The organism is Pseudoalteromonas sp. MMG005, from assembly GCF_018101015.1.
GTDB lineage: Bacteria > Pseudomonadota > Gammaproteobacteria > Enterobacterales > Alteromonadaceae > Pseudoalteromonas > Pseudoalteromonas aurantia.
The window spans coordinates 227,147-250,905 of record NZ_JAGJEK010000001.1; the positions used below are offsets into that span (position 1 = coordinate 227,147).

A 23,759-nucleotide genomic window follows, 5' to 3' on the forward strand; every position below is an offset into this window, starting at 1 on the left:
ACAACAATCTCATTGAGCACACCATTAAACTCAAATCCTTTGCAATAATGGCCCAAACCTTATTTAATAGATCAATTGTGAAAAGTAGGACTGATATGAAACTCATTAAAGCATTGGTGCTTATCGTCACCTTTATTAGCACAGTGGCATCAGCCACTGAAAATAGCAGAGCTATTGATGTTGATAGCCATATTATTACTAAACATAAAGCGACTATTAATAATCAAAAAATAAATTATACGGTTAACACTGGCACCCAGCCAGTGTGGAATACACAAGGTCATCCCATTGCAACATTACATTATACCTACTACAAAAAAGACAAGGTAAAAGATGACAGTAAACGCCCGCTATTAATTTCATTCAACGGCGGGCCGGGCTCTGCATCTGTTTGGATGCACATCGCTTATACAGGGCCAAGAGTTCTAAAAATAGATAATGAAGGGTACCCAGTGCAGCCATATGGCTTACAAGACAACCCTTTTTCAGTGCTGGATGTTGCAGATATTGTGTTCGTAAACCCAGTCAACACCGGATACTCTCGCGTACTCCCCAATAAAGATGGCACTATGCCCAGCAAAGCGGACCAGAAAAAATGGTTTTTTGGGGTCAATGCTGACATTAAATACCTCAGTGAATGGTTAAACACCTTTGTCACTCGTCATAATCGTTTTCGCTCACCTAAATTTCTCATTGGTGAAAGCTATGGCACAACCCGTGTTTCTGGGTTAGCTCATGCATTACAAAATCAACAATGGATGTATATTAATGGAGTCGTTTTAGTATCACCAACTGACATTGGCATCAAACGCGAAGGCCCCATGAAAGCCGCTAACCGCCTACCGTATTTTGCCGCAGCCGCGTGGTATCACAAAGCATTGGAGCCCAGCTTACAAAATAAAGATTTATTAGAAGTATTAGCTGAGGTAGAGACTTATACTATTAATCAATATTTACCAGCTTTGGCCAAAGGCGCTTTTATTGGTACCAAAGAGAAAATAAGCACCATAGCACAGGTAGCCAAATACAGTGGCCTATCTGAAAAGTTCGTAGCACAAAATAACCTAGACATCCCCACTGACGCTTTTTGGAAAGAGTTATTAAGGAGCAAAGGATTTACCTTAGGCCGATTAGATTCGCGCTATTTAGGTATTGATAAACGAGATGCTGGTGACAGTCCAGACTATTGGCCAGAGCTGACATCGTGGTTGCATTCATTTACACCAGCCATTAATTATTACTTAAGAGAAGAGCTCAATTATAAAACTGACGTTAAATATAATATGTTTGGAGATGTCTACCCTTGGGACCGCAGTAATAATGAAACAGGTGAACAACTTAGATTAGCGATGGCTCAAAACCCTTATTTGAATGTGATGATTCAAGCTGGCTATTATGATGGCGCTACTAATTATTTTGATGCTAAATACACTCTTTGGCAGCTAGACCCCAGTGGAAAAATGCGGGATAGATTAAGTTTTAAAGGGTATCGTTCAGGGCATATGATGTACTTACGTCGTGCTGACCTTAAAAAATCAAATCAAGAATTGCGTGAGTTTATTCAATCTTCATTACCTAATCCTGATGAAGCTGCAAAATATTGATATATAAAAGTGTGAAGATGTTAGCTAATGCATTTTCACACTGGCTCCGATAAATAACGAACTGAAAGTTGGCCCTCCCTCCTGCGCTTTGATAATATTGCTTTTTTATAACATCTTTAGGGGCGTAAAGATGCAAGGTACCTTGAGTAAGTTAAAAGCACAACTCACAGATCCTATTCAGTATCAATTACCTGTTGGTGATGCACTAATAGATCTTAACCCGTTTATCGGCAAGCATATTACATTAACCCACACAGGCAATATATTTTGTAGCAATTGCGGTAAAAAAACCAAAAAGAGCTATTCTCAGGGGCATTGCTTTGTATGTATGAAAAAGCTCGCAAGTTGTGACATGTGTATCATGAAGCCTGAAACTTGCCATTATGATCAGGGAACCTGCCGAGAGCCTGAGTGGGGCGAAAACAATTGTTTCACTCCTCACTATGTATATTTGGCCAACACATCAGGTTTAAAAGTGGGTATTACTCGACACACCCAGATCCCTACTCGTTGGATAGATCAAGGCGCAACACAAGCTCTCCCGATTTTTAAAGTACAAACCCGATTACAATCAGGACTGGTAGAAGTTGCACTTGCAGAGTTCATTGCGGACAAAACAAATTGGCGCAACATGCTCAAAGGCATTAGTGTTGATGCCGATCTCAAAGCTGCAGCGGAACAGTTAATTCCACAAATCCAGAAAAAACTCAGTGAACTTGCCGAGTTGTTTGGTGCAACCGCCATTGAATTGCTCGACGAAGAGATCGTAGACCTCTCATTTCCTGTTGACGTATACCCAAAAAAAGTGAGCTCATTCAACTTTGACAAAAACCCCGAGGTCAGTGGGACGTTACAAGGGATCAAGGGACAGTACTTAATCTTTGACACTGGAGTGATCAATATTCGAAAGTTCACCTCTTATGAAGTCAACTTTGCGCAATTATAAAAATTAATCCAATTAGTCGCAGCCAGAGGCTTACAAAACAAGAAGCCTTGTAGTGTATGACAACCCAGTTTTTGTAGAAATTGACGTTGCTCTGGCTTTTCTACTCCTTCTGCAACAACATGTAAATTCAGTGCTTTCGCCATCGCAATGATCGCGCTTACAATTTCACTATTGCCATATTCATCGGGGATTTTTGCAATAAAGCTGGCATCAATTTTTAAGATATCTATTGGTAGCTTGGTCAGATAACTTAACGCCGAATAGCCTGTTCCAAAGTCATCTAAAGCAATTGATACCCCCAAGTTTTTTAGTTTTTTTAACTCTGCTTTGGCATCATGTAAGTTGCTAATAAAGCTGCTCTCTGTCAGCTCAAGTTCCACGTAACGACCGTTTAAACTATGCTTATTTAACGCATGTGCAACTGTCATTGTAAGGTCCCCTTGACACAAATGTTGTGCGGAAACATTGATTGCAATACGTCGAATATCTACCCCCTGATATCGCCAAAACGCCATTTGCTCACACGCTCGATTAATCACCCATTTATCCAACTGTATTATAAGGCCCAATTCTTCGGCAAGCGGAATAAACTGCGCTGGTGAGATCATACCCAAGTTAGGATCATGCCAACGCAGTAAACACTCTACACTGCTGATCCTGTTACTTGTTAAGCATTGCAATGGTTGAAAATATAATTCAAACTCATTGTTATCAAGTCCGCTCTGGAACCGGCTAAGCATTGATAAGCGTTCCAACGAACGTGCATTCATTGAGGCCCTATATAATTGAAAAGAATTTCGACCAATTTCTTTTGAACGGTACATAGCAACATCAGCATGTTTCAGTAGCGCTTCACTGTCCAACCCATCTTCGGGGTAAATTGCAGCGCCGATAGATGCGGTAGCCGTAACACATATTTCCCCCAGTTCAAATGGCACACTCAACTGTTCTAAAATCTTATTTGCAAACTCGACAACACTGTCAATATCACTCACTTCTGTGAGCAAAATAACAAACTCATCTCCCCCTAAACGTGCCAGAGTATCTCCTTCTCTGAGTTTTTTCTTTATACGTTCACTGACTTGGATCAATAATTGATCCCCAGCACTGTGCCCTAATGAATCATTTACTTCTTTAAAACGATCAAGATCAATAAACATAACCGCTAACGTTTGCTTATCTCGATGCGCCCCGGCTAGCGCCATAGATAAGCGGTCATGAAATAAACGCCTATTTGGTAAGCTCGTTAGCTCATCAAAATACGCCAACCTTACTATTTTTTCTTCTGCATTTTTACGCTCGGTAATATCACTAAAAATCGCCGCATATAAAACATCTTCGCTATAAGGCTCTTTGATCTCAATGATTGTTAGCCATTCAACATATACATCGCCATTTTTTTTCCGGTTACAAATTTCACCTTGCCAAACTCCTTTATCATGAAGCTGTATCCACATTTTTTCGTAATACTCTGCACCATGTATCCCAGAACTCAACAAACTCGGATTCTGACCTAATACTTCATAATCCTGATAACCTGTCAGTATGCTAAATGCAGGGTTTACTTGAATGATCTCTCCATCACATCGAGTGATCATGATGCCATCTAATGAGGCATCAATGATGCGGTTCGCTAAGTAGAGGTTCTTTTCTGATTTTTGTAATGCAACATCACGTTGTGCTAAAACCTTCTCAAGCTCACTGCAATAAGCAGTTTCAATTTCCGTTAAAACGTTCTTAAGTGCCAACAATCCAATCACTAACTCTGTTTTCGGATCTTTAACAACCAAGTGCCGAATCGATTTAGATGTCATTAACCGGTAGGCATCAAACAAACTGTCTTCCGGTGTCACAGAGTACATTGGGTAACTTGCTAGTTGCCAACAGACCATTCGCCAGTCAGGATTTAACACCATATAGGCGATATCTCGTTGTGTAATAATGCCATATTCAGCTAGTGTTTCGTTAAACACTAACACCGCAGTATCACGCTTTTCTTTCATTGCATTGATGGCGACAGATATACAGTCATCGCTTTTTAGTACACTAATTTTTCGTTCAAAATGATCTGCGATCGATCGAAAATGTAAGTAGTGATCTAAGCCCTGATTACGCACAATATCAGATAAAGACACCGCACCTATGGCCTGATTATCTTCATCTTTCACCAAAAGGTGCCTTATCCCTAATTGGTGAAACTTGATTGTCGCTTCTCCTAAGGTTTTATTGATGCGAATGTCGTGCACAGGCGACGCCATCAATGCCCCTATCGGCGTGAGAGAAAATGTTGGATTCTCAAAGTTCAATTTAACACTATCTGATTCCGTCCAAATGCCAACGATGCGCTCATTATCGGTGACAAAAATAGCACTCACTTTATCCGCTCTCATCAGTTTTACAGCATCAACCAAAGGTGTGTCTCGCCCACAAGAGAGTAACCGATTAGAAAATATATCTTTAATTTGTAATTGACGGTTATCAGTTTCCATAAGCTCAGTCTCGCTTTTTAGCAATCCGAACCAGTATAATGTTGCTCATCATTCATACTTTGATTAAGAACAAAAAATGACAATAAAATCCTACCCTTTAATATTATGCTTTCCAGAGAGTATTGACTTTATTTACAATGAAGAATGCTTGAAAATATCATTGTATTACATTGATAAACAAACACTTAAAGATATAATTGTGATATACGAAAATGGCGAATGCTATAATTTATCACAGCAACTAGTTAGCCCAATCAACCTAGACACATTAACCCAATTAGTGCAACAATCACTTATTAACGAAGGTCAGTGCTGCGTTGAAAAAATACTTTTAACTTCACCCTCTCAGGCTTTCCCTTTGTTAAAAGGCATTTCGTAATCTCTCTATTTTGACTCAACCATTAACCAACGCTTTAATATGCGTGACAGCACTGCGCCCCAATGCTGACAAATCATATCCACCTTCTAGATAAGAGATGATACCAAGTGCATGACTATCATTAACAAATTGCACAACTTGCTCTGTAAACCATTGATAATCTGACTCGATAAACTTCAAGCTGCCCATCTCATCTTCTAAATGCGCATCAAAACCCGCGCTAATAAAAATGAGCTGAGGAGAGAATTCAATCAGTTTCGGCAACCATTGTTGAGTAAATAAAGCACGTAAATCATGACCATCACTGGCAATTGGCAGTGGTGAATTTAACACTGTATCTGTATTTTCAATCGCTGTATTTGGGTAAAAAGGATATTGAAACAAAGAGCAAAATAATACATTTGGATCTGCTTTAAAAATATCTTGTGTGCCATTTCCGTGATGAACATCTATATCCAGAATCGCAACCCGCTCTACTCCCTGTTGTTTAGCATATGCAGCGGCTATGGCAACATTGTTAAATACACAAAACCCAGCAGATGTGTGCTGGTTAGCATGATGCCCTGGCGGGCGAACACTACAAAAAGCAGCATCCAAATTACCAGCTAACACTTCATCGACAGCTAAAAGGCCTGCGCCAATAGCACGCTCAATGGCTTTAAATGAATCCGGACATAACCAAGTATCACCATCTAACTCACTCAGACCCTGTGTAGGTAATTGCGTCAACACTTTATCTATCAGCGCGCTATCATGCACCAAGCCTATATGTGCAAGCGTTGCCGCAGGTGCTTGTTTTTGTGCAACAGCAATATCTAATCCTGACGCCAACAATCTATCAGCTATTGCATCTAACCGAGCCGGACATTCTGGATGTTCAGTTATCATCTTATGTTTACGGCAATATGGGTGACTGATCACTGCTGTACGCATGTTAGCTCCTTTTAAGTAGTTTGATAGCAACTCATATTCTAACATGCAGTGTAGCAAAGCCGCCTGCACCGGACTTTGCGACTTTGGTGTAATGACCCGAGTTTATTTCGCCTTTAACTTCAAATCGTGAAAGTCAAAGCTAAAATCCGAAATATCTGGATTCACAAATTCCATTGTGGCATGGCTGACAGTCTGCTCTTTATTCAGTTGAAAATAAATATAGGCATCAGCTTCAAGGCGCTGCTCATCCCACCGAATAACAAACTGATTGCCTGAAACATGTTCTAATTGGCCTTTTAACATTTTGGTATGTGTGAAATCGATACGCAACTTACCGTCCAGTGATTCAACAATAACATCTCCATACCACTGGCTCGTGAGCGTCCCAGTATAATATTGCAGCGGTAATGGCGCTTGCTTTACCGCTGGCGAAACAACCCCAGCCTCCGCGTACAACTTCGCCTTCTCTGACTTATATTCAGTGGCTAATAATGTAACCCAATCTTTATCTGTTCTCCCCAAAGCATCTTCAAATACTTCATGGATTATCGCTGTCAGTGCTGGATATGCTTGTTGATTTGATAACACCACTACACCTAGTTTTTTCTCTGGGATCATCGCCACTTGTGATACCATCCCTAAGATCCCACCACCATGGCCTAGCTTTTTATAACCAAAATAATCTTCGATAGCCCAGCCAAGACCATACCCTCGAAACTGCTGACGATAGGCATCAAACGATGACTGCTTGGGCAACCTCATAATATGAGGGTGCCACATTTGCACCTGATGTTCGGCATTATACAATTGCGCTCCTTGTGGTGTTTTACCAGCGGCTAATTGCGTCAACAACCACTTGCTCATATCATCTACATTGGATGCAATTGCACCGGCACCACGAAAGTCTTGCAAATAGTCGACAAAAAAAGGCGTTAGCTTGCCATTATCAGGGATATTACCTGTCGCCCAATTCTTATTATCCTTTTCGATACGTGAGAATCCCGCTTTCGACGCTTGCATGCCTAATATTTTAAAAATGCGCCGCTCAACAAATTCACGCCAGCTTACACCAGATACTCGAGCGATCACTTCACCTGCAACAACAAACATTAAATTGTTATATGCATATTCACTACGAAAGCTGGAAGCTGGAGGAATATGCTGTAACCCTTGGATAATATCTTGCACTGATTTATCCGTATCAGGCCAAATCATCAAATCGCCAGCACCTAACCCCAACCCACTACGGTGGCTTAATAAATCTCTGATAGTCATATGTGCTGTTGCATACTCATCGTACAGACGAAACTCAGGTACATGTTGAGTCACTTTGTCGTCCCAACTTAATTTTCCGTCATCTATGAGCATAGCAATGCTAGCAGCAGTAAATGCTTTAGAGTTTGAAGCTATACCGAACAGTGTATACTCATCTACTTTAGCGCCCGAAACGATATCTCTGACACCATAGCCTTTTGACAATACGACCTGATCATTTTCCACAACAGCAATCGCAATACCTGGAATATCAAATTGCGCCATCGCAGCATGAACAGCTTTATCGACATCGGCAACATTCACTGTTACCTGATCTTTCGCCTCTGCAAATTCGCTCTGCACTAACAGAAGAGCGGTTGCGACTAACGTTCTAAAAGGTTTCATTATTTTTTACTTCTTTATTTTTATAAATCGAAAGCTCATTCTCTGAACGGCATTTTTGCACATCAACAACACTACGCTGTTGCTGAATGTATTCTAAATAAGGTAGCGGAAAGCCATGCTCCAACGCGCCCGTATACACATGCTGAACATACCAATCAAATGGCAGCTGATCCGCAATAAACGTATTTGCAATGTAACAATATGCGCTCACCTGTTCTCCTGAGATCAGCTGCACCAAGATCTCAGTTCGGTCGTAACGAGTCCCTTCAATATTATCAAGCAACAATTGTTCCTGCGCGTTCAAGGCATAGAGCACACCAAAAACCACGCTATGCTCAGAATGGGTTCGGTGAATATTGCATTTTGCGGAACCATCTGTACTTAACATTGAAAAATTAAGTTCAAAACCATACAACTGTGCGACACCCACTTTTTTGGCCTGCGGCAAGCGCGCAAGCAGTCGTTTACTCGACATATTTGAGCCAAACGCAAAATTATAATAAGTCGCTATTTCCATTGTTGAGTACTCATTAAATAACGACTCTAATCGCCAGTGCAATTAAAATCACGCCTATTCCTCTATCAAACCAATGACCCGCTTTGTGAAAAAATGCCCGTACAGTATCTTTAGTTAGCATGACCGATAAGAAAGAAAACCACAGCCATGTGGCTATGGCCATATAGCCACCATATATCGCCTGCACATAACTGGGTGTATCTGCGGAAATAACTAACGTAAACAAAGATAAGAAAAATAAGGTTGCTTTAGGATTTAATGCATTCACTAAAAAACCGCGGCGTAATGCCATAAAGTTAGATTCAATATGTGCAGTATGCTGAGGCTGTGCAACAGAGTTCGTATTGGCTTGCGCCTGCAATGCTTGCAGCCCCATGTACGCTAAATACGCACCCGCGACATATTTTAAAACATTAAAGGCAGTCTCTGACTGAGCTAATAAAATAGCAACACCAAATAGACAGTAAGTAACATGTACAAGAATTCCCAGTGCGACCCCCGCACTAGTCCATAAAGCATTTGCGCGCCCTTGCTGGACGCTTTGTTTTAACACAAGTGCAAAATCAGGACCTGGGCTTGCTACCGCAAAAAAATGCGCTATCGCTATCAGCAAAAACTCATCAAGATAGGCGAGCATGACGCTGCTCCTCAAGGGCCAACAATATTGGGTTTGGCGTGTCATTAATATACAATTTCAACTGCTTTTGTGCTTTTTTGTAAACGCTGCGCAAGTGAGGCTTCAAATGCTTTTTACCATCAACTTGAGGTTTGAAATGACAAATTAACGCGTGCATAAAAACGGTTTGTGGTTCAGTCAACGCTGCCTGACGGTTCGCATATGGATTATAACATGACCCACATCCGCCCTTAAACTGATACACCGTATTACTCATCATGACACCAAACCCCAAAAAACAAGCCAACGCATCGCTTGCTGCGGCAATTTGCTCCTCACCTCCTGGGGGTAACACGCCTCGATGGTAAATCATCACAGTGGCGAGCGAGCCAGCAAAGCTCGCAACTAAATCTTGTGGCTGATTGATCTGATTAGGGTTATAAGACAATTGCATATTCAGTGCAGGGGGGTTAACTAATTTCGCTTTTTCACCCCGTATTTCATCAATAAAGCTAAACATAGGCATACTTTGTTGCGGCATATGTTGTTGCGGGTTAACCACACTAATTGGCCATGCTTGCATGCCCGCATAATGGCTTACTCGATTAAATACGGTACTGGCCATCTGTTCGACACTCGTTACTTGGTCTGGAAAAAATGCGCCTGTGGGCTCAATGATCTGAGTTTCAGTCATAAAATATTGGCCATCAAACTGCTCACATGCCCATACAAAAGTGTCAATTAGCCACTCAACTTCTGAGTCGCTTAATAATGGTTGTGATTTAAAAAGTGTCAACATAACTTACTTTGCCTTATTTGCCCATTCCCATGCCTGTGTGCCGTACAATGGTACAGTAGACAGGGCATGGTGGTGACTACCACTGGTCTCTTTTGTTGAATACGATAAATAAATTAAACTACGTGTCGGTGCGTCAAAAATACGTCTCACTTTGAGTGACTTAAATAAAATGCTTTTCGAAGTTTTAAAGACAATTTCACCACTTTTCGACAAATCAATCTCCTGTAACTGCGCAGCAGTTATTGGGCCTGTTTGGCGGCAAGCAATAGACATATCAGAGGGGTCTGAAAAATCAAGATCTGCTTCAACATGGCTAATATGACAAGTCACGCCGCTGACCAACGGGTCTTGCTGAGCTGACACAACAACATCTTTAGTGGTGAATAATCCTAGACTTACTTTCGCTGCATCATCTGAACATGCAGATAAAGTACTAATGCACAGTAATAACCCAACCAGTTTATAATTAAACATTTGGCTTTGCTCCTTAACTTACTTAATATAATTGGCATTTACGCATAAACTACACAATAAGTCATCATGCCACACCTGATCATTGAACATTCTCATAACTTGCCCATTTGTGACAATGACCTATTAGAAAGTCTACATAATGCTGCTGCGTCAACGCTATTATTTGACCCAAGCATGATAAAGTCACGCTTGATTCAATTTCAGCAATACAAACTTGGTAATGAAAAGTGCGGTTTTGTTCATGTGCAAGCGCATATCATGACTGGTCGAACTATCGAGCAAAAGCAGCACCTCAGCGACACTTTATTTCAACAACTGCAAATACAGCTGACCGACAAATGGCAATTAAGTGTTCACATTTACGATTTAATACCACAAATATATCGAAAAAACTGAACTGAGTCGGTAGCTATCGTATAATAGAGCATTAGTTACATTTTCGAATGAGTTTATATGAAATTTCCATGTCGAATTGACAAGTTTGTCAGTCATCTAACCGAGCTTCCACGGACTAAAGTCAAAGCTGGTATCAAAAAAAATAAAGTCACCGTTAACGGCGAAACAATTACTAAGTTTGACCATTCCATCACTCAAGATGATGTCATTACTTGGCAAGGAGAGCAAATAAAGTACTTAGGAAAACGCTACTTTATGCTCAATAAACCCGCAGGTTATGTGTGTGCAAACAGTGACGAATTACATGCAACTGTGTTCGATTTATTACATGAAACAAACTTAAAAGATTTTCATGTTGCGGGTCGTCTCGATCTTGATACAACGGGACTTGTGTTACTAACAAATGACGGAGAATGGTCGCATCAGATTACGTCCCCAAAAAAACAAAAGTACAAAACCTACCTTGTTGAAACTAAAGAAGTAATAACCGAGGATTCATTACAACAGCTACGCCATGGCGTACAACTTCATAATGAAAAAATGCCAACATCACCAGCGTTGGTTGAACAACTTGCAAGTTATAGCTTACGCCTCTCTATTTATGAAGGTAAGTATCATCAAGTGAAAAGAATGTTAGCAGCTGTTGGTAATAAAGTTGTTGAATTACATAGAGAAAATATTGCAGGCATCGAGCTTGATCCAACACTCGAAGCGGGTGAATACCGATTACTTTCAGAGCATGAAGTCAACATAATCAATGCAAGGTAACCGTATTTTTATGGGATTATGAGTAAATATCATCTCATTTTCCCCAAAAATGCGTTATATCTTACTTACATGATAACGATAAACATGATAGTTGTTAAAGCTAAGCATGTTTAAAGGGGTTTTTTGTGTTTTCATCATTTACTTTAAGAATTAAAATAATATTTTTCGCAGCGGCTTTTTTTCTCTCACTGTTATTGGTCGCAATTTTAGGCTTACAATCATTACGTCACGCAAGTGAAGCCGATAATATTGCCCGCATCAATCAACTAATGAAAAGCACCGTTAATATTGTTGAGCAATTTGAGCAATACGTTAAGCGCAACGAGTTATCAGAACCTCTCGCAAAAAAGCTCGCTATCGAAATGCTACGTAATAACAAATATCATGATTCAGAATATGTATATGTTGTTGACGAAAAACTGAATTTTATCGCAACGCCACATGATCCCCAATTACACGGCACAAGCTTTAATGACTTTAAAGACGCCAAAGGGCAAAGTATTGGAAAAATGGTTGAACGCCTTGTTGGCAGAAAAACCAATCAAATAATTACCTATCACTGGGATTCTGTACGCAATAATGAAACAGTTGACCTTACCTCTGTAGTACAAAAAACAACTGAATTTGGCTGGTATATCGGTACCGGCATCAGTTATAAAGAAGTCGATGAAAGGTACTGGAATACCGCGCAATGGTTACTCACACTCTCACTCATCATTGCGGTGGTTTTGACATTTGCGTTAAGTAAATTCGGAATTGGCTTATCAAATAAGCTAGGCGGTGAACTAAATGATGTACTCACGATCGTCAATCAAGTCTCTAGGGGTAACCTTACATCACCTATCAATACGCTATCAGCGCATCGAGACAGTATGATTTCCGCGATGGATTATATGCAAAAAGGCTTACAAGGTGTCGTTGGGGGGATTGTTACTGTCAGTGATTCACTTAAAGTACAGAGCTTTGATGGTGAGAAACGCTCAGATGAACTAGAGCAGCTAACACAGAGCTTAAGCGAAGAAACACAAATGGTTGCATCTGCAATTACTGAGCTTACGGCATCGGCCCACACGGTAGTGGAACATGCTGAACAAGCTGCTAATTCTGTCCAAGAAGCTGAAAGTCAGGGACAAAATGCAGATAGGTTGACATCAAATGCAGCCGAGGCAATTGAAGTGCTTGAGCAACAAATTGACAATGCCGGCAATAACATCCAATTACTAGATGAAGAAGTGAACAATATCGCCAATGTACTGAGTGTTATTCAGAGTATTGCTGAACAAACCAACTTACTTGCATTGAATGCTGCGATTGAAGCCGCCCGTGCTGGAGAACAAGGGCGAGGATTTGCAGTCGTAGCAGATGAAGTGAGGCAACTTGCTCAAAGAACGCAAACGAGTACAGAAGAAATTCATACTATGATTGGTAAACTTCAAACAGCGACGCAAGATGCCAAGTCTTCAGTATCATTGAGTATTACCACAAGTGAGAAAACCGTAACTATGTCTAAAGAAGCCAGCGAAGAGTTACGTCGTGTTGCAAGCTCATTAGGTGCAATATCACAAATGAGTCATCAAATTGCGCATGCAGCTAAAGAGCAACTTGATGCAGGGGAGGACACTGCAAGACGGATCGTGACTATTTCTGATACCGCCTCGCAAACAGCAAACGTTTCTCAGCAAGCTCACCATGCAACAGATAGCATCAAAGAGCTAACGGCTAAATTAGAACAAGAAATGGATAAATTCAGTTATTAAACTGGCGCCCCCTAACCAACTACCGACAGAATAAAAGCACTGCTAACATTGTAGTGCTTTAGCTTATTAGAAAAAAATAAAAAAAATCAAATGATTAAATACATATTTATTAATGCTCATCAAAAAGATAGGCATTTCTAAAAAAGTTTAATTAATTCATTTTTATTTTTGTTTATTTAGTGTTAAATTCTTATAAGCTTGAAGGTCGTTGTTACATATTATTCATTTTAAAAATATCAATACTACCAGTAATTCTGATTGATTTAAGTATTTTGGGATTTTATGTAACTTAAAACCACCTTTTCGCGCTAAACTTTTTTAGAAGGAATATCGAAGATGAAAACACTATCAACAGATCTATGTAAAAAAGTCTGCGGCGCAAATATATGGGCTCCGGAGAAACCAATCGTAGCGCACAAACCAGTGAAATGTAACCTCGGTCAAAAACGTGGCTAAATACGATGAAATCTGAGAAAAGCTTGTACCGACTACTATTGATTTATGCAGTATCAATAGTTACTTTGTTTATCGTAAAGGACGACCCTGCTATTTTCACCTATTCACTGTTTGCACTGGGTGTATTGGCCTTATTTCTAGCTCTTAGAATTGGTGATGTTAACATTGCCACAATTATTGTTTTAGTCGCACTATCACCACTGGCTGAGCTCATTATTTTTGGCTTTGGACTAGTTGATTTAAGGTCATCGGATGGTGATCGCTTAATACAAAACAGCATTATTTTTGGTACCCACTTTGTAATTGATGTCATTGTCCTAGTACCTATGACTTATCGCGTTGAAATATCTAAAAAACTATTTCCAATAGCAAAAATTAAATACAACATTGCTGATAGCTTGTTACCGTGGGTACAACTTATTGGTATATTCGTCAGCGTTTTTGCATTAGTGGAAAATTATTTACGAAATGCAAAAGACTATGATATTGCTTTCTTCTTTTATTCTTTTTCGATATCCGGTTACATCGTGTATTCTTTCTCTGCTATTTTAATAACCATCTTGTTAGCAATGGCTTACAAAGACTATTATGGCTTTAAGACACCAACCCTACTATCAAGGTCGTCTAAGCGATTGTGATAAATAAAGGGCCTAACAGGCCCGTTATTTAAACTTTGCTATCGCTATTTAATTTCAACCCTTTGTGAACGCATGACGATTTCATCATTCAACTCAATACCAATTCCAGGCTCTTCTGATACTTTGAAAACCCCTTTCTCAGGTTGTGGGTCTTGAATACATAGCTCTCTATTCCACTTTTTAATCGCATAGGTATGGTGCTCGTGAATTAAAAAGTTTGGAATCGCTGTTTCTAAATGTAGCGATGCAGCAGTCGCAACAGGTCCACCGCATACATGCGCTTGTACACGAACATCAAAAATATCAGCATAATCACATACTTTTTTCGTTTCAGTAAAGCCACCACATAAGCCAACATCAGGCTGCAATACGTCAATACTTTGATCTTCAAAGTACGGTCGAACTCCCCAGCGATTATATAGACGTTCGCCACCAGCAATTGGCACAGCAACTTTATCTGCCACTTTTGCATGTAAAGAGTGATTAAGATAATTAACCGGCTCTTCGTAGAACATACAATCAAATTCTTGTGCAATTTCCCCAATTTGAATCGCAGAGGTTGCACCTGGTAAGCTATGACACTCAAATATTATGTCAACTTCATCACCAACAGCCTCACGTATTGCTTGCATACGCGCCCGATACAATTTCATCTCAGGACGTGAAATAAGCTTAGTACGGTCATAATACGTGTTACCCGCCTTGTCATACATAATTGGATCAACTTTAACCGCATCATACCCTTGTGCGACTGCTTTTAAAGCAGCTTCAGCATACTCTTGAGGTTGCACAAGCGCCTTGAATTCATCATCCCAATCAAACTGTAGCTGTGATGCATAGGTTCGTAACTCAGGGTTTACCTTACCGCCCAATAGTTGGTATACAGGTAATTTCAATGCCTTACCTTTAATGTCCCATAGGGCGATATCAATTGCGCTCATCGCTGCATAAACGACAGGTCCCCCTCCTAATCCCCAAAAACTCTCTCGAAGCATACGCGACCAGAGTAATTCAGTTTGAAATGGGTCATGACCGATCAGAAAAGCTTCAGCCATCTCTTTAATCATACTAGCGGCAGCACTGTGCCCTAAATCATACGCGAGCCCTGCCTCCCCTACTCCTGAGATACCTTCGTCTGTATGAATACGAATAAAGACAGGGGTCCAAGCAGGTCGTTCTGGACAATAAATATCAAATACTTCGACGCGATTAACTTTCATGTAAACTCCTATTTAGCAAAGCCTGAGTCAAGACGATATGCCTTTCTTAGCATAGCAGGCCAGGCTAACTGCCCTCCGGTACTGCCGCTATGTACTACGCTTGCTTGTTTATAAATATTGTCAATAATGGGCTGTGGTACTTGTACTGATCGCTGTCCAGTTGCCTGGATAGCCACTTGGATTTCACACGCTCGTTGTAAATCATAAAAACGCATAAACGCATCTCCAACAGTGGGACCAACCGTTAAACCACCATGATTGACGAGTAACATGTGGTTTGTTAACCCTAAATCATCTTGTAAGCGTTGCCTTTCATCATCATTCACTGCTAACCCTTCATAGCCATGATAAGACAATGAGGGAAGAGAAAACATTGAGTGCTGACTTAAGGGCAACAGTCCTCCTTCACAGCTTGCAACAGCTATCGTTTCTTTAGTATGCAAATGAATCACGCAATGTGCATCTTCACGAACTTCATGTATCGCACTGTGAATGGTAAATCCAGCTGGGTTTATTTCAAATGGCGTGTCATCAATAATATTACCCGATAAATCAACTTTCACTAGGTTAGACGCAGTGACCTCATCAAAGCTTAAACCAAAGGCATTAACAAGATAGTGATCTGTACCGGGTAATCTTGCTGACATATGCGTGTAGATTAAGTCTCCCCACCGCATGTGCTCAACCAGTCGATAACATGCAGCTAAGTCAATTCTCAACCGCCACTCTTGTTCAGTTACCTTACCTTTAAGATCAAGTTTTGGTAGCTCAAACATGTACGTTCCTTTTCGTTCAATAATACACCCATATATAGATGTTTAGAAGTCTAAATGACTAGCGCCTTTTGTTCAATTAAAAATAAAAACCACCGACGTGCGGTGGTTTTTATTTTTTACTAAATTAAGTGCTACTTAACTTTTGATAAATACTCTGCAATCGCGTCAATTTCTGCATCAGACACATTGGCTACCATGGCTTTCATAGCCATAGACATCCCGTTATTACGTTTGCCCGACTTGATGTCTTTCATTTGCGCAACTAAGTAGTCTTTGTTTTGACCATTCAACTTTGGATACATCCCCATAATAGGTGCTTTCCCTTCTGCACCGTGACATGTTTGGCACATTTTCGCTGTATACAAAGCGGCACCGTCAGCTGCATTTACTCCCGCTGACCCCATTGTCAATATCGCGATACCAGCCCCTATAATCACTTGCTTCATCTTACTCATAACTTTACTCTTTTTATTAATAAACGGATAAATCTTTTATAGTGTAGACCAATAACTTTCACTACACATACGCACACATCAAGTTAAAAGGTCATCACAGCAGCATTCAATTACAGCCTTTTGTGTCTATCAAGAAAGGTTAAGGCCTAACAGCTCAGCATTAAAATATGTCGCTTTGAAACATAGATACAGGGACTTAAAGCATTACCAGACTAAATCATCTGGAATTTCATAATCTGCATATGGGTCGTTTTCATCTGGCCCTTGACTATCATCTTCAACATGAAACACGATGTATTTCTCATCAACCTCTGCAACTTTTCTAGCAGGTTCATCTTGTAAAACAAAAAACTGCCCTTCTAAAACACAAATAGCCAAACGCCCTTTTGATAACGCATTTTTAGTTGGCTCATCAACATCGAGTTCTTTTACTTTCTTGTTGTAAGTGAAGTTAAATGTTAGCTCACCACGGATTTTATCTTGATTATGATGCTCTAAGATTTGTTTTACCCGTGCAACTTGCTCACGCTCTTTAATTTCAGCTTTTCTCGCCTCATTTTGCTCTTCAGCTTTTTGCTGTTGTTCTAATTTTGTTTGCGCGATGTGTTTTTGTAAATCACTCGGGTCGCTGGTTGCCCCTTTCTTCTTTTTCTTTTGCGCTTTGCGCTTTTCAGACTTAGCCACTTTCGCTTTATGCTCTGATGTTAAACCTGCTTTCAAAAGCTGATCTTGTAATGACCCCATAATCCTATGCTCCATGAAAATATAATGCGCTATATTTTAACCTAGTTGATTTTTTTCACCAGACGCAAAATATAATTTTCTGCGGCTTATTTGCAATATTGGGCACAGCCAATAATTTAACAAGTTCAATGCCTGACACTATGATTTAGCGCAACTAATTGGTTACTATTTAATTTAAAGTTATCATAGCCACTCAATGCTTTTAGAGAGCACTCCCCCACCGACTTAATTGTTAGGTTTATGTATGCCCATATTATTGCTACTTTGCTGCTCAATTTTTACATTTTTTGTACTGTACGCTCCCCAACCATTACTCATGGTGTTTGCCACACAATTTGGGGTGAGTGTTGCCAGCAGTGGCAGTTTAATGTCTATTACTATGCTCCCTTTGGCAATAGCCCCTATCTTTTATGGGCTATTATTTGCCCATCACAATGCTTTACACATACTGAAATATGCAATGCTGATGCTGGCAGCCACATGCATCATATTCGTTTACGTCCCAAACTTTGAGTTACTGTTGCTCACACGATTTCTTCAGGGCTTGATTTTACCTGCTATTTTAACAGCACTGACAAGCTATATTGGTCAGCAGTATCAAGGTAAAACGCTGCATAAAAATATGACTCGTTATATTGCCAGTACGATTATAGGAGGGTATTTCGGTCGGATGCTCGCAGCAAACTTTGCTAGTTTTTACAGTTGGGAAAGTTTTTATTATGTTATTGCCGCTGCTTTAACCGTGCTCGCGATAACAATCAATGTACATCTTTTTGAAAAACACACACCCCGTATTTCATCACCTAGAGAGTACTTAAAACCACTTAAAGAACCGACTCTATTGAGGTTGTACCTAGCTGTCTTTTGTATGTTTTTCTGTTTCTCCGCATTACTAAATTACCTCCCATTTATACTTTCAACACAGTTCAGTATTATAGATAGTCGGCTTATTGGTTGGATTTATAGCGGCTATTTTGTAGGTGCTATATTGTCACTTACTACTCCACTACTAAAACGCCACCTGTACAATAACTGGCTATTTCTAACTGTTATTTTTTCAGTATATAGTGGCTCAATTATCTTATTAGATACGACTAGCATCAGCATTTTTGTCAGCGCTTTTACACTTTTCTGCGCGTGTATGTTTATGATCCATGCTACAGCGGCACCGTTAGCAAATGTATTGAGTACAGCGCCCGTTTCGGTAACCAATGGTGCGTATGTGTCGTTTTATTATACAGGAGGAGCGCTTGGTTCTTATTTCCCAGGGTTAGTCATAGAACATTTGGGGTATCATGCCTTTATAATCAATTTATTTGTTTTGTGCCTATGTGGTCTTCTTTTGATTCATAAAAACTATAAACAAGGAATATCAACCACTTTGGGGTAGTGGCCTGTATGACGCCAAAATGTATACAAATCATATTGCTGTATCACCCATGTTTTATCATTTTCTAATGGGTGGCATTGCCATTCTAATTCATTCAATAAACCACTGTCTAACCACAATTCTACTGAATTGTTAATATCATTTACCAACGACAGAGCCGAGACACAACCCGGTTTAACACCTAGGTATTTGTCTAACCTTTCTGGTGATGCTAACCCTAAGCGAGATAACTTCTGTTGGCTAGATAACGCTTTAAGATTGACTTTCAATTGTGCTCGAGTCAAACAAAGAATATGTTGTTTACCTCGATTATCACGTAAAAATAAGTTTTTTATCTGCACTCCTGAACGCTTAAGCCCTAATCTCTGTGCGTCAGTACAAGTAGGTAGCGGTTCATGCTCATAACTTTTGAATTCAATACTCAGTGTACTCAATAAAGCTTTTAACTTGACCTGTTCTTTATTCATGAACACGCACCACGTAATTGTACACTTCTATTTCGCCAAAATACCTGATGCACTTCGTACCCTCTCTGGCAATATTGCTGCGTTTCAAGTTCAGCTTCTAGCAACGTCACGGCTTCTTCTTCAAGCGCTAACTTTAATGCTGGTGAGTCCTCTACTCGCTCATGCTCTGCGAAACGTTTTAACTCTCTACGCGTCATTGGTTTTTGGCTATTCACTTTCATCATGGGAGTTGCGGCAACAGTGACTATGAACGCAAAGAGTTCATCACCTTGTTTAGATTTCTTAGTATGCAAAACTTGTTTTTCGATACTGTAACTTTCTTTTGGTGCACTACTACAACCCAACATTAATACAATGCAACTGAAAATAACAAACAGATTTTTAGTCAAAATTATCTACTCCATTAACTGCTTATAGCAGTCTAACAAAGCTCACGTAAAAAATATCAATTTTTTAATATTGAAATCGCTTGACTATTATAGAGAAACGCTATAAATTTCGCTTCGTCTTTTGACGGAATGTGGGGCTATAGCTCAGCTGGGAGAGCGCCTGCCTTGCACGCAGGAGGTCAGCAGTTCGATCCTGCTTAGCTCCACCACTTTCCGTTTAAATTTCAATATAAGCTAACTCCTTTTAGCTACTATTCAAAACTACTCTCTTATTTGCCCAGTTCCTGTAACTAAGAACTTTTCAGTTGTTAATGATTCTAAACCCATTGGCCCGTACGCATGCAATTTTGTAGTGGCAATGCCAATTTCAGCACCTAGTCCAAGCTCTGCCCCATCGGAAAAACGAGATGACGCATTAACCATCACAACCGATGCATCGACACTTCTTTGGAACAATACTGCCGCGGTATTATCTTCAGTACAAATTACTTCTGTGTGATTGCTGCCAAACTGTGCTATATGTGCAATTGCACCAGCAAAGTCTGGGACAATACGAATGGCAACTTCTAAACTTAAATACTCTTGTCCAAATTCATCATCATTAATCACTACCGCCTGTTTAAAGTACTTTGCTGCTGACGCACCAGCATTCACTTTCACCTTTTGTTTCTCAAAAGCACTGGCAAGCATCGGCATAAACTGAGTGGCGATGGCTTCATGAACAATAATCGCTTCTAATGCGTTACACACACCTGTCCTTTGTGTCTTACCATTTATAGCCAAGCTCAATGCTATTTCTAAATCAGCAGCTTTATCAATGTATAAGTGACACACCCCTTTGAAGTGTTGAATAACAGGTACTGTACTATTTTCCGTCACAAAATTTATCAACCCCTCTCCACCTCTTGGGATGATCAAGTCTATCAGTCCTTTTTGTTGCATAAGCTCCATAAGCAAGGCTCGGTCTGAGTCTGGGACAATCGAAATAAGGGCTGCAGGTAGTCCGTGTCGTATTAACACGTCATGCATTACCGACGCAATTGCTTGAGAGCTGCCTAAAGCCTCTCTACCACCACGTAAAATAACGCCATTTCCAGATTTAAAGCACAGCGCACCCGCGTCAGCTGTCACATTAGGCCGAGCTTCATAAATCATACATATTACACCCAGCGGAACGCGCATTTTATTAATTTGAATACCATTTGGTCTGGTGCCAAATTCTCTTAAGCGCCCAACCGGATCTTCTAATTCAGCAATCGTTTCTATACCTTGCGCCATACTTTCTATCCGCTCAGGAGTCAGGGTGAGTCTATCTATCATGGCATTCGGTAATTGATTATCTCTTGCTCGTGATAAATCAGCTTCATTAGCAAGTAAAATAGCAGCTTGCTCCTGTCGTAGACTTACTGCCATATCTAACAAGACTGTGTTCTTTTTCTCTGTACTTAATAATGCCAATTGCTTTGCTGCCGACGCAGCCTCTGCTGATAACTCCGTAATTAAGCTCATGATTATACTTTCTCTAATTTTGAATACGCTACATCCGATACTTATCAATTAACTGTAGCGGTTTATTATTTGTAATGAAGACCTTATGCAAAAAAATAACGCCCAAATTAATAATGGCTTTGCACCAAAATTACGGACTATCTCCCCTAAAGCATAGGCCTGGCGACCAAATGACCTATAGTTATAACTTGGTTAACGGCTAAAATCACGAGAAACTATATCAAACTGATAAAAACTCATCTTAAAATCAGCTGTCCCTCTACGGCTTAGTCCCTATTTATAGTTAAATCTTCGTTTCTTTACCTTGCACCTGAGTTGAATATACATTTAACCCCATTTTCATTTGAATTTTCATTACTAAGTGCGAGTAAAAGGTCTATTGTTAAAGGGAGGAATCTATTCAAAAAAACAATATCAAATTGTTTTCTATTCACTTAACTATGCTATAACCGCTAGCAAGTTTGATGATTAATTTTGCTGAAGTTAAAGTCAGCTGGAGAAGATATGTCAGCTATTTATATTGCTGGAATCGCATTATGTTCTGTTTTTGCGCAGTGGCTTGCGTGGGTATTTAAAGTCCCAGCCATACTTTTTCTGTTACTTGTCGGCTTATTACTTGGTCCAATTTCTGGCCAACTGAGCCCCGACGACTTGCTTGGCGATTTACTGTTTCCAATTGTCTCTTTATCCGTTGCCGTAATTCTCTTCGAAGGCGCATTAACTTTACATTTTAGAGAGCTAAAAGGCATAGGGAAAATAGTGCGGAACCTTTGCTCTATCGGCATGCTTGCTACGTTTATAATAATCGCACTCAGTGGTTACTTTATATTAAATTTAGACTGGCGTGTAGCAGGTGTGTTAGGTGCAGTACTCGTAGTGACCGGGCCCACGGTTATAGCGCCAATGCTCAATGCAATGCGCCCAACTCAAGATATTGACCGAGTCCTTCGTTGGGAAGGCATTGTGATCGACCCTATTGGCGCGCTATTTGCCGTATTAGTATTTGAAGCGGTTAGCTTTGTGGGTAAAGGAGAAGTGTTAAGTCATACATTGATTGCATTGTTTACCACATTAGGCGTCGGTTTAAGCGTTGGGATAGTGAGCGGCTGGCTAACAAGCTTACTTATTAGGCGGGAGTGGCTGCCTTATGAGTTACATAAATTTGGGATCTTGGCCCTCGTACTTTTTAGTTTCTCGCTATCAAATTTTCTTAGCCATGAATCTGGATTACTCGCAGTCACCGTATTTGGGATCTGGCTTGCTAATCAAGATGATTTAGAAATCGACTCTGTATTAGAGTTTAAAGAAGATCTATCGATGATCTTAATCTCTAGTTTATTTATTTTGCTTGCCGCCCGACTTCAGATCAGCGACCTTATGCTGTTAGATATCAATATTTTTATATTTTTAGCCATTGTGCTATTTATCGCACGTCCAATCTGTATTGCAATTTCAACATTTAATAGTGACTTACCATTCAAGTCTCGCCTGCTACTTTCGTGGATTGCCCCCAGGGGCATTGTTGCTGCTGCGGTCGGATCTGTTTTTGCTCTAAGCATGCACGAATCCGGTATCGCTGATGCGAATAAAATCGTACCATTGATCTTTACGGTGATTATTGTCACGGTTGTTTTACAAAGCCTCACCGCGACCCCTTTGGCTAAATTACTTGGTGTGCGACAGCCTAGCCCTAATACTTTACTCATCATTGGGGCTAATCACGTTGCAAGAGCTATAGCTTGTGGTCTTAAGGATCAAAACATTGAAGTCCATCTATCAGACCCTGCCTGGGAAAACTGTAAAATGGCAAGAATGGATGGACTACCATGTTATTACGGCAACCCACAGTCAGAACATGCTGAAAGATACTTACCTCTCACTAAACTAAAATCTGTTATCGCACTTTCACCTAACAGACACCACAATGCGCTAGGAGTGCAATACTTTTCGCACCTATTAAATGAGCAAAGCGTATTTTCATTGCGCTCATCAACTAACCACGCTAAAGCAAATAAAGACAGTGCTACTTTTTTATCTCGGCAAATATTATTTGGTGAACAAGGAAATTATGCACGACTAAGTAGCCTCATTGCGAAAGGAGGTAAAGTAAGTGCCACCCGATTGTCTGAAGAGTTCACTTGGGATCAATACCTTGAGGTTAATAAAGAAGCAATCCCTCTATTTATAATTTCAGAGCGAAGTAAAGAAGATGATCCTCTGATGATCAGACCTTTTATTATGGATATGAAAAAAGCACCTGAAGAAGGAGAGAAAATTGTGGCGATGCAACCTCCAAAAATGACCATATTAAAAGAGCCAAGCATCAATAAGGAGACGAATGAACAAGCCAGTATCGAAAGCTAAAATATGACAGAAGA

The 23,759-nt window shown here is 40.1% G+C and carries 22 protein-coding genes and 1 tRNA gene; 9 read left to right on the forward strand and 14 right to left on the reverse strand.

The genetic code is table 11. The features are described 5' to 3' along the window. Positions 1-95 precede the first annotated feature (95 nt). Together J8M01_RS01075 and J8M01_RS01080 are read left to right on the forward strand one after the other, a co-directional pair. Complete coding sequence (locus J8M01_RS01075; RefSeq protein ID WP_211056739.1) at positions 96-1,604, forward strand: carboxypeptidase; 1,509 nt, start codon at positions 96-98, stop codon at positions 1,602-1,604. Positions 1,605-1,734: 130 nt separating this feature from the next. Continuing rightward, positions 1,735-2,550 (forward strand): DUF2797 domain-containing protein, encoded by an 816-nt coding sequence (locus J8M01_RS01080; protein ID WP_211056740.1) that lies wholly within the window; start codon positions 1,735-1,737, stop codon positions 2,548-2,550. Here the strand turns inward: J8M01_RS01080 and J8M01_RS01085 are convergent. The 7 genes from J8M01_RS01085 to J8M01_RS01120 form a co-directional block, all read right to left on the reverse strand. Then, the gene (locus J8M01_RS01085) at positions 2,523-5,039 is read right to left on the reverse strand and encodes an EAL domain-containing protein (RefSeq protein ID WP_211056741.1); all 2,517 of its coding nucleotides are present in this window, start codon (positions 5,037-5,039) and stop codon (positions 2,523-2,525) included. The genes J8M01_RS01080 and J8M01_RS01085 overlap by 28 nt on opposite strands. A gap of 394 nt (positions 5,040-5,433) precedes the next feature. Then, positions 5,434-6,351: a histone deacetylase family protein gene (locus J8M01_RS01095; protein WP_192508788.1), complete on the reverse strand. Its 918-nt coding sequence runs from the start codon at positions 6,349-6,351 to the stop codon at positions 5,434-5,436. Positions 6,352-6,453: 102 nt separating this feature from the next. Then, positions 6,454-8,010 carry a serine hydrolase gene (locus J8M01_RS01100; RefSeq protein WP_211056743.1) on the reverse strand — a complete coding sequence of 519 codons (1,557 nt, stop codon included), beginning with the start codon at positions 8,008-8,010 and terminating at the stop codon, positions 6,454-6,456. Continuing rightward, on the reverse strand, positions 7,997-8,569 hold the full coding sequence (locus J8M01_RS01105; RefSeq protein WP_247670924.1) for a gamma-glutamylcyclotransferase family protein: 573 nt from the start codon (positions 8,567-8,569) through the stop codon (positions 7,997-7,999). Before J8M01_RS01105 ends, J8M01_RS01100 begins: the two co-directional genes overlap by 14 nt. Next, positions 8,541-9,164, reverse strand: a complete 624-nt coding sequence (locus J8M01_RS01110; protein WP_211056745.1) for a LysE family transporter — start codon at positions 9,162-9,164, stop codon at positions 8,541-8,543. The genes J8M01_RS01105 and J8M01_RS01110 overlap by 29 nt, the downstream gene beginning before the upstream one ends. After that, on the reverse strand, positions 9,148-9,942 hold the full coding sequence (locus J8M01_RS01115) for a hypothetical protein (RefSeq protein WP_192508792.1): 795 nt from the start codon (positions 9,940-9,942) through the stop codon (positions 9,148-9,150). Before J8M01_RS01115 ends, J8M01_RS01110 begins: the two co-directional genes overlap by 17 nt. Positions 9,943-9,945: 3 nt before the next feature. After that, positions 9,946-10,416 (reverse strand): CreA family protein, encoded by a 471-nt coding sequence (locus tag J8M01_RS01120; RefSeq protein WP_211047493.1) that lies wholly within the window; start codon positions 10,414-10,416, stop codon positions 9,946-9,948. 66 nt (positions 10,417-10,482) lie between these two features. Here J8M01_RS01120 and J8M01_RS01125 point away from each other — a divergent pair, with 66 nt between their 5' ends. The 4 genes from J8M01_RS01125 to J8M01_RS01140 all read left to right on the forward strand — a co-directional run bounded on the left by J8M01_RS01125 (position 10,483) and on the right by J8M01_RS01140 (position 14,431). After that, positions 10,483-10,812, forward strand: coding sequence for a 5-carboxymethyl-2-hydroxymuconate Delta-isomerase (locus J8M01_RS01125; RefSeq protein ID WP_192508794.1), 330 nt, complete (start codon positions 10,483-10,485; stop codon positions 10,810-10,812). A 57-nt stretch (positions 10,813-10,869) separates the two neighbouring features. Beyond that, entirely contained in the window at positions 10,870-11,580 is a 711-nt protein-coding gene (locus tag J8M01_RS01130; RefSeq protein ID WP_192508795.1) for a pseudouridine synthase, read from the forward strand. A 125-nt stretch (positions 11,581-11,705) separates the two neighbouring features. Continuing rightward, a complete protein-coding gene (locus J8M01_RS01135) occupies positions 11,706-13,337 on the forward strand; it encodes a methyl-accepting chemotaxis protein (protein WP_211056746.1) in 1,632 nt (543 codons plus the stop codon). A gap of 461 nt (positions 13,338-13,798) precedes the next feature. Beyond that, entirely contained in the window at positions 13,799-14,431 is a 633-nt protein-coding gene (locus J8M01_RS01140) for a hypothetical protein (protein ID WP_192508797.1), read from the forward strand. Positions 14,432-14,475: 44 nt separating this feature from the next. On the opposite strand, the gene J8M01_RS01145 is transcribed toward J8M01_RS01140, so the two are convergent. The 4 genes from J8M01_RS01145 to J8M01_RS01160 form a co-directional block, all read right to left on the reverse strand. Then, on the reverse strand, positions 14,476-15,651 hold the full coding sequence (locus J8M01_RS01145; protein WP_211056747.1) for a mandelate racemase/muconate lactonizing enzyme family protein: 1,176 nt from the start codon (positions 15,649-15,651) through the stop codon (positions 14,476-14,478). Positions 15,652-15,659: 8 nt separating this feature from the next. Next, positions 15,660-16,427 (reverse strand): class II aldolase/adducin family protein, encoded by a 768-nt coding sequence (locus tag J8M01_RS01150; RefSeq protein ID WP_211056748.1) that lies wholly within the window; start codon positions 16,425-16,427, stop codon positions 15,660-15,662. A gap of 131 nt (positions 16,428-16,558) precedes the next feature. Further along, positions 16,559-16,882 (reverse strand): c-type cytochrome, encoded by a 324-nt coding sequence (locus J8M01_RS01155; RefSeq protein ID WP_192508800.1) that lies wholly within the window; start codon positions 16,880-16,882, stop codon positions 16,559-16,561. A 204-nt stretch (positions 16,883-17,086) separates the two neighbouring features. After that, positions 17,087-17,626 carry a DUF2058 domain-containing protein gene (locus J8M01_RS01160; RefSeq protein WP_192508801.1) on the reverse strand — a complete coding sequence of 180 codons (540 nt, stop codon included), beginning with the start codon at positions 17,624-17,626 and terminating at the stop codon, positions 17,087-17,089. Positions 17,627-17,870: 244 nt separating this feature from the next. Here J8M01_RS01160 and J8M01_RS01165 point away from each other — a divergent pair, with 244 nt between their 5' ends. Then, on the forward strand, positions 17,871-19,016 hold the full coding sequence (locus J8M01_RS01165; RefSeq protein ID WP_211056749.1) for an MFS transporter: 1,146 nt from the start codon (positions 17,871-17,873) through the stop codon (positions 19,014-19,016). On the opposite strand, the gene J8M01_RS01170 is transcribed toward J8M01_RS01165, so the two are convergent. Beyond that, positions 18,983-19,483: a prolyl-tRNA synthetase associated domain-containing protein gene (locus tag J8M01_RS01170; RefSeq protein WP_192508803.1), complete on the reverse strand. Its 501-nt coding sequence runs from the start codon at positions 19,481-19,483 to the stop codon at positions 18,983-18,985. The genes J8M01_RS01165 and J8M01_RS01170 overlap by 34 nt on opposite strands. Beyond that, the gene (locus tag J8M01_RS01175; RefSeq protein ID WP_247670925.1) at positions 19,480-19,872 is read right to left on the reverse strand and encodes a hypothetical protein; all 393 of its coding nucleotides are present in this window, start codon (positions 19,870-19,872) and stop codon (positions 19,480-19,482) included. Before J8M01_RS01175 ends, J8M01_RS01170 begins: the two co-directional genes overlap by 4 nt. A gap of 133 nt (positions 19,873-20,005) precedes the next feature. On the opposite strand from J8M01_RS01175, the gene J8M01_RS01180 reads away from it, so the two are divergent. Next, positions 20,006-20,081 (forward strand) — tRNA-Ala (locus tag J8M01_RS01180). Positions 20,082-20,133: 52 nt separating this feature from the next. Here the strand turns inward: J8M01_RS01180 and J8M01_RS01185 are convergent. Continuing rightward, positions 20,134-21,381: a glutamate-5-semialdehyde dehydrogenase gene (locus tag J8M01_RS01185; protein ID WP_211056750.1), complete on the reverse strand. Its 1,248-nt coding sequence runs from the start codon at positions 21,379-21,381 to the stop codon at positions 20,134-20,136. A gap of 504 nt (positions 21,382-21,885) precedes the next feature. On the opposite strand from J8M01_RS01185, the gene J8M01_RS01190 reads away from it, so the two are divergent. Continuing rightward, complete coding sequence (locus tag J8M01_RS01190; protein ID WP_192508805.1) at positions 21,886-23,745, forward strand: sodium:proton antiporter; 1,860 nt, start codon at positions 21,886-21,888, stop codon at positions 23,743-23,745. Positions 23,746-23,759: the final 14 nt, after the last annotated feature.

Bases quoted from the DNA above. Each gene is read 5' to 3' on its own strand.
- J8M01_RS01075 (WP_211056739.1), top strand. From the start codon at position 96: ATGAAACTCATTAAAGCATTGGTGCTTATCGTCACCTTTATTAGCACA.
- J8M01_RS01080 (WP_211056740.1), top strand. From the start codon at position 1,735: ATGCAAGGTACCTTGAGTAAGTTAAAAGCACAACTCACAGATCCTATT.
- J8M01_RS01085 (WP_211056741.1), bottom strand. From the start codon at position 5,039: ATGGAAACTGATAACCGTCAATTACAAATTAAAGATATATTTTCTAAT.
- J8M01_RS01095 (WP_192508788.1), bottom strand. From the start codon at position 6,351: ATGCGTACAGCAGTGATCAGTCACCCATATTGCCGTAAACATAAGATG.
- J8M01_RS01100 (WP_211056743.1), bottom strand. From the start codon at position 8,010: ATGAAACCTTTTAGAACGTTAGTCGCAACCGCTCTTCTGTTAGTGCAG.
- J8M01_RS01110 (WP_211056745.1), bottom strand. From the start codon at position 9,164: ATGCTCGCCTATCTTGATGAGTTTTTGCTGATAGCGATAGCGCATTTT.
- J8M01_RS01115 (WP_192508792.1), bottom strand. From the start codon at position 9,942: ATGTTGACACTTTTTAAATCACAACCATTATTAAGCGACTCAGAAGTT.
- J8M01_RS01120 (WP_211047493.1), bottom strand. From the start codon at position 10,416: ATGTTTAATTATAAACTGGTTGGGTTATTACTGTGCATTAGTACTTTA.
- J8M01_RS01125 (WP_192508794.1), top strand. From the start codon at position 10,483: ATGCCACACCTGATCATTGAACATTCTCATAACTTGCCCATTTGTGAC.
- J8M01_RS01130 (WP_192508795.1), top strand. From the start codon at position 10,870: ATGAAATTTCCATGTCGAATTGACAAGTTTGTCAGTCATCTAACCGAG.
- J8M01_RS01140 (WP_192508797.1), top strand. From the start codon at position 13,799: ATGAAATCTGAGAAAAGCTTGTACCGACTACTATTGATTTATGCAGTA.
- J8M01_RS01145 (WP_211056747.1), bottom strand. From the start codon at position 15,651: ATGAAAGTTAATCGCGTCGAAGTATTTGATATTTATTGTCCAGAACGA.
- J8M01_RS01150 (WP_211056748.1), bottom strand. From the start codon at position 16,427: ATGTTTGAGCTACCAAAACTTGATCTTAAAGGTAAGGTAACTGAACAA.
- J8M01_RS01155 (WP_192508800.1), bottom strand. From the start codon at position 16,882: ATGAGTAAGATGAAGCAAGTGATTATAGGGGCTGGTATCGCGATATTG.
- J8M01_RS01160 (WP_192508801.1), bottom strand. From the start codon at position 17,626: ATGGGGTCATTACAAGATCAGCTTTTGAAAGCAGGTTTAACATCAGAG.
- J8M01_RS01165 (WP_211056749.1), top strand. From the start codon at position 17,871: ATGCCCATATTATTGCTACTTTGCTGCTCAATTTTTACATTTTTTGTA.
- J8M01_RS01170 (WP_192508803.1), bottom strand. From the start codon at position 19,483: ATGAATAAAGAACAGGTCAAGTTAAAAGCTTTATTGAGTACACTGAGT.
- J8M01_RS01185 (WP_211056750.1), bottom strand. From the start codon at position 21,381: ATGAGCTTAATTACGGAGTTATCAGCAGAGGCTGCGTCGGCAGCAAAG.
- J8M01_RS01190 (WP_192508805.1), top strand. From the start codon at position 21,886: ATGTCAGCTATTTATATTGCTGGAATCGCATTATGTTCTGTTTTTGCG.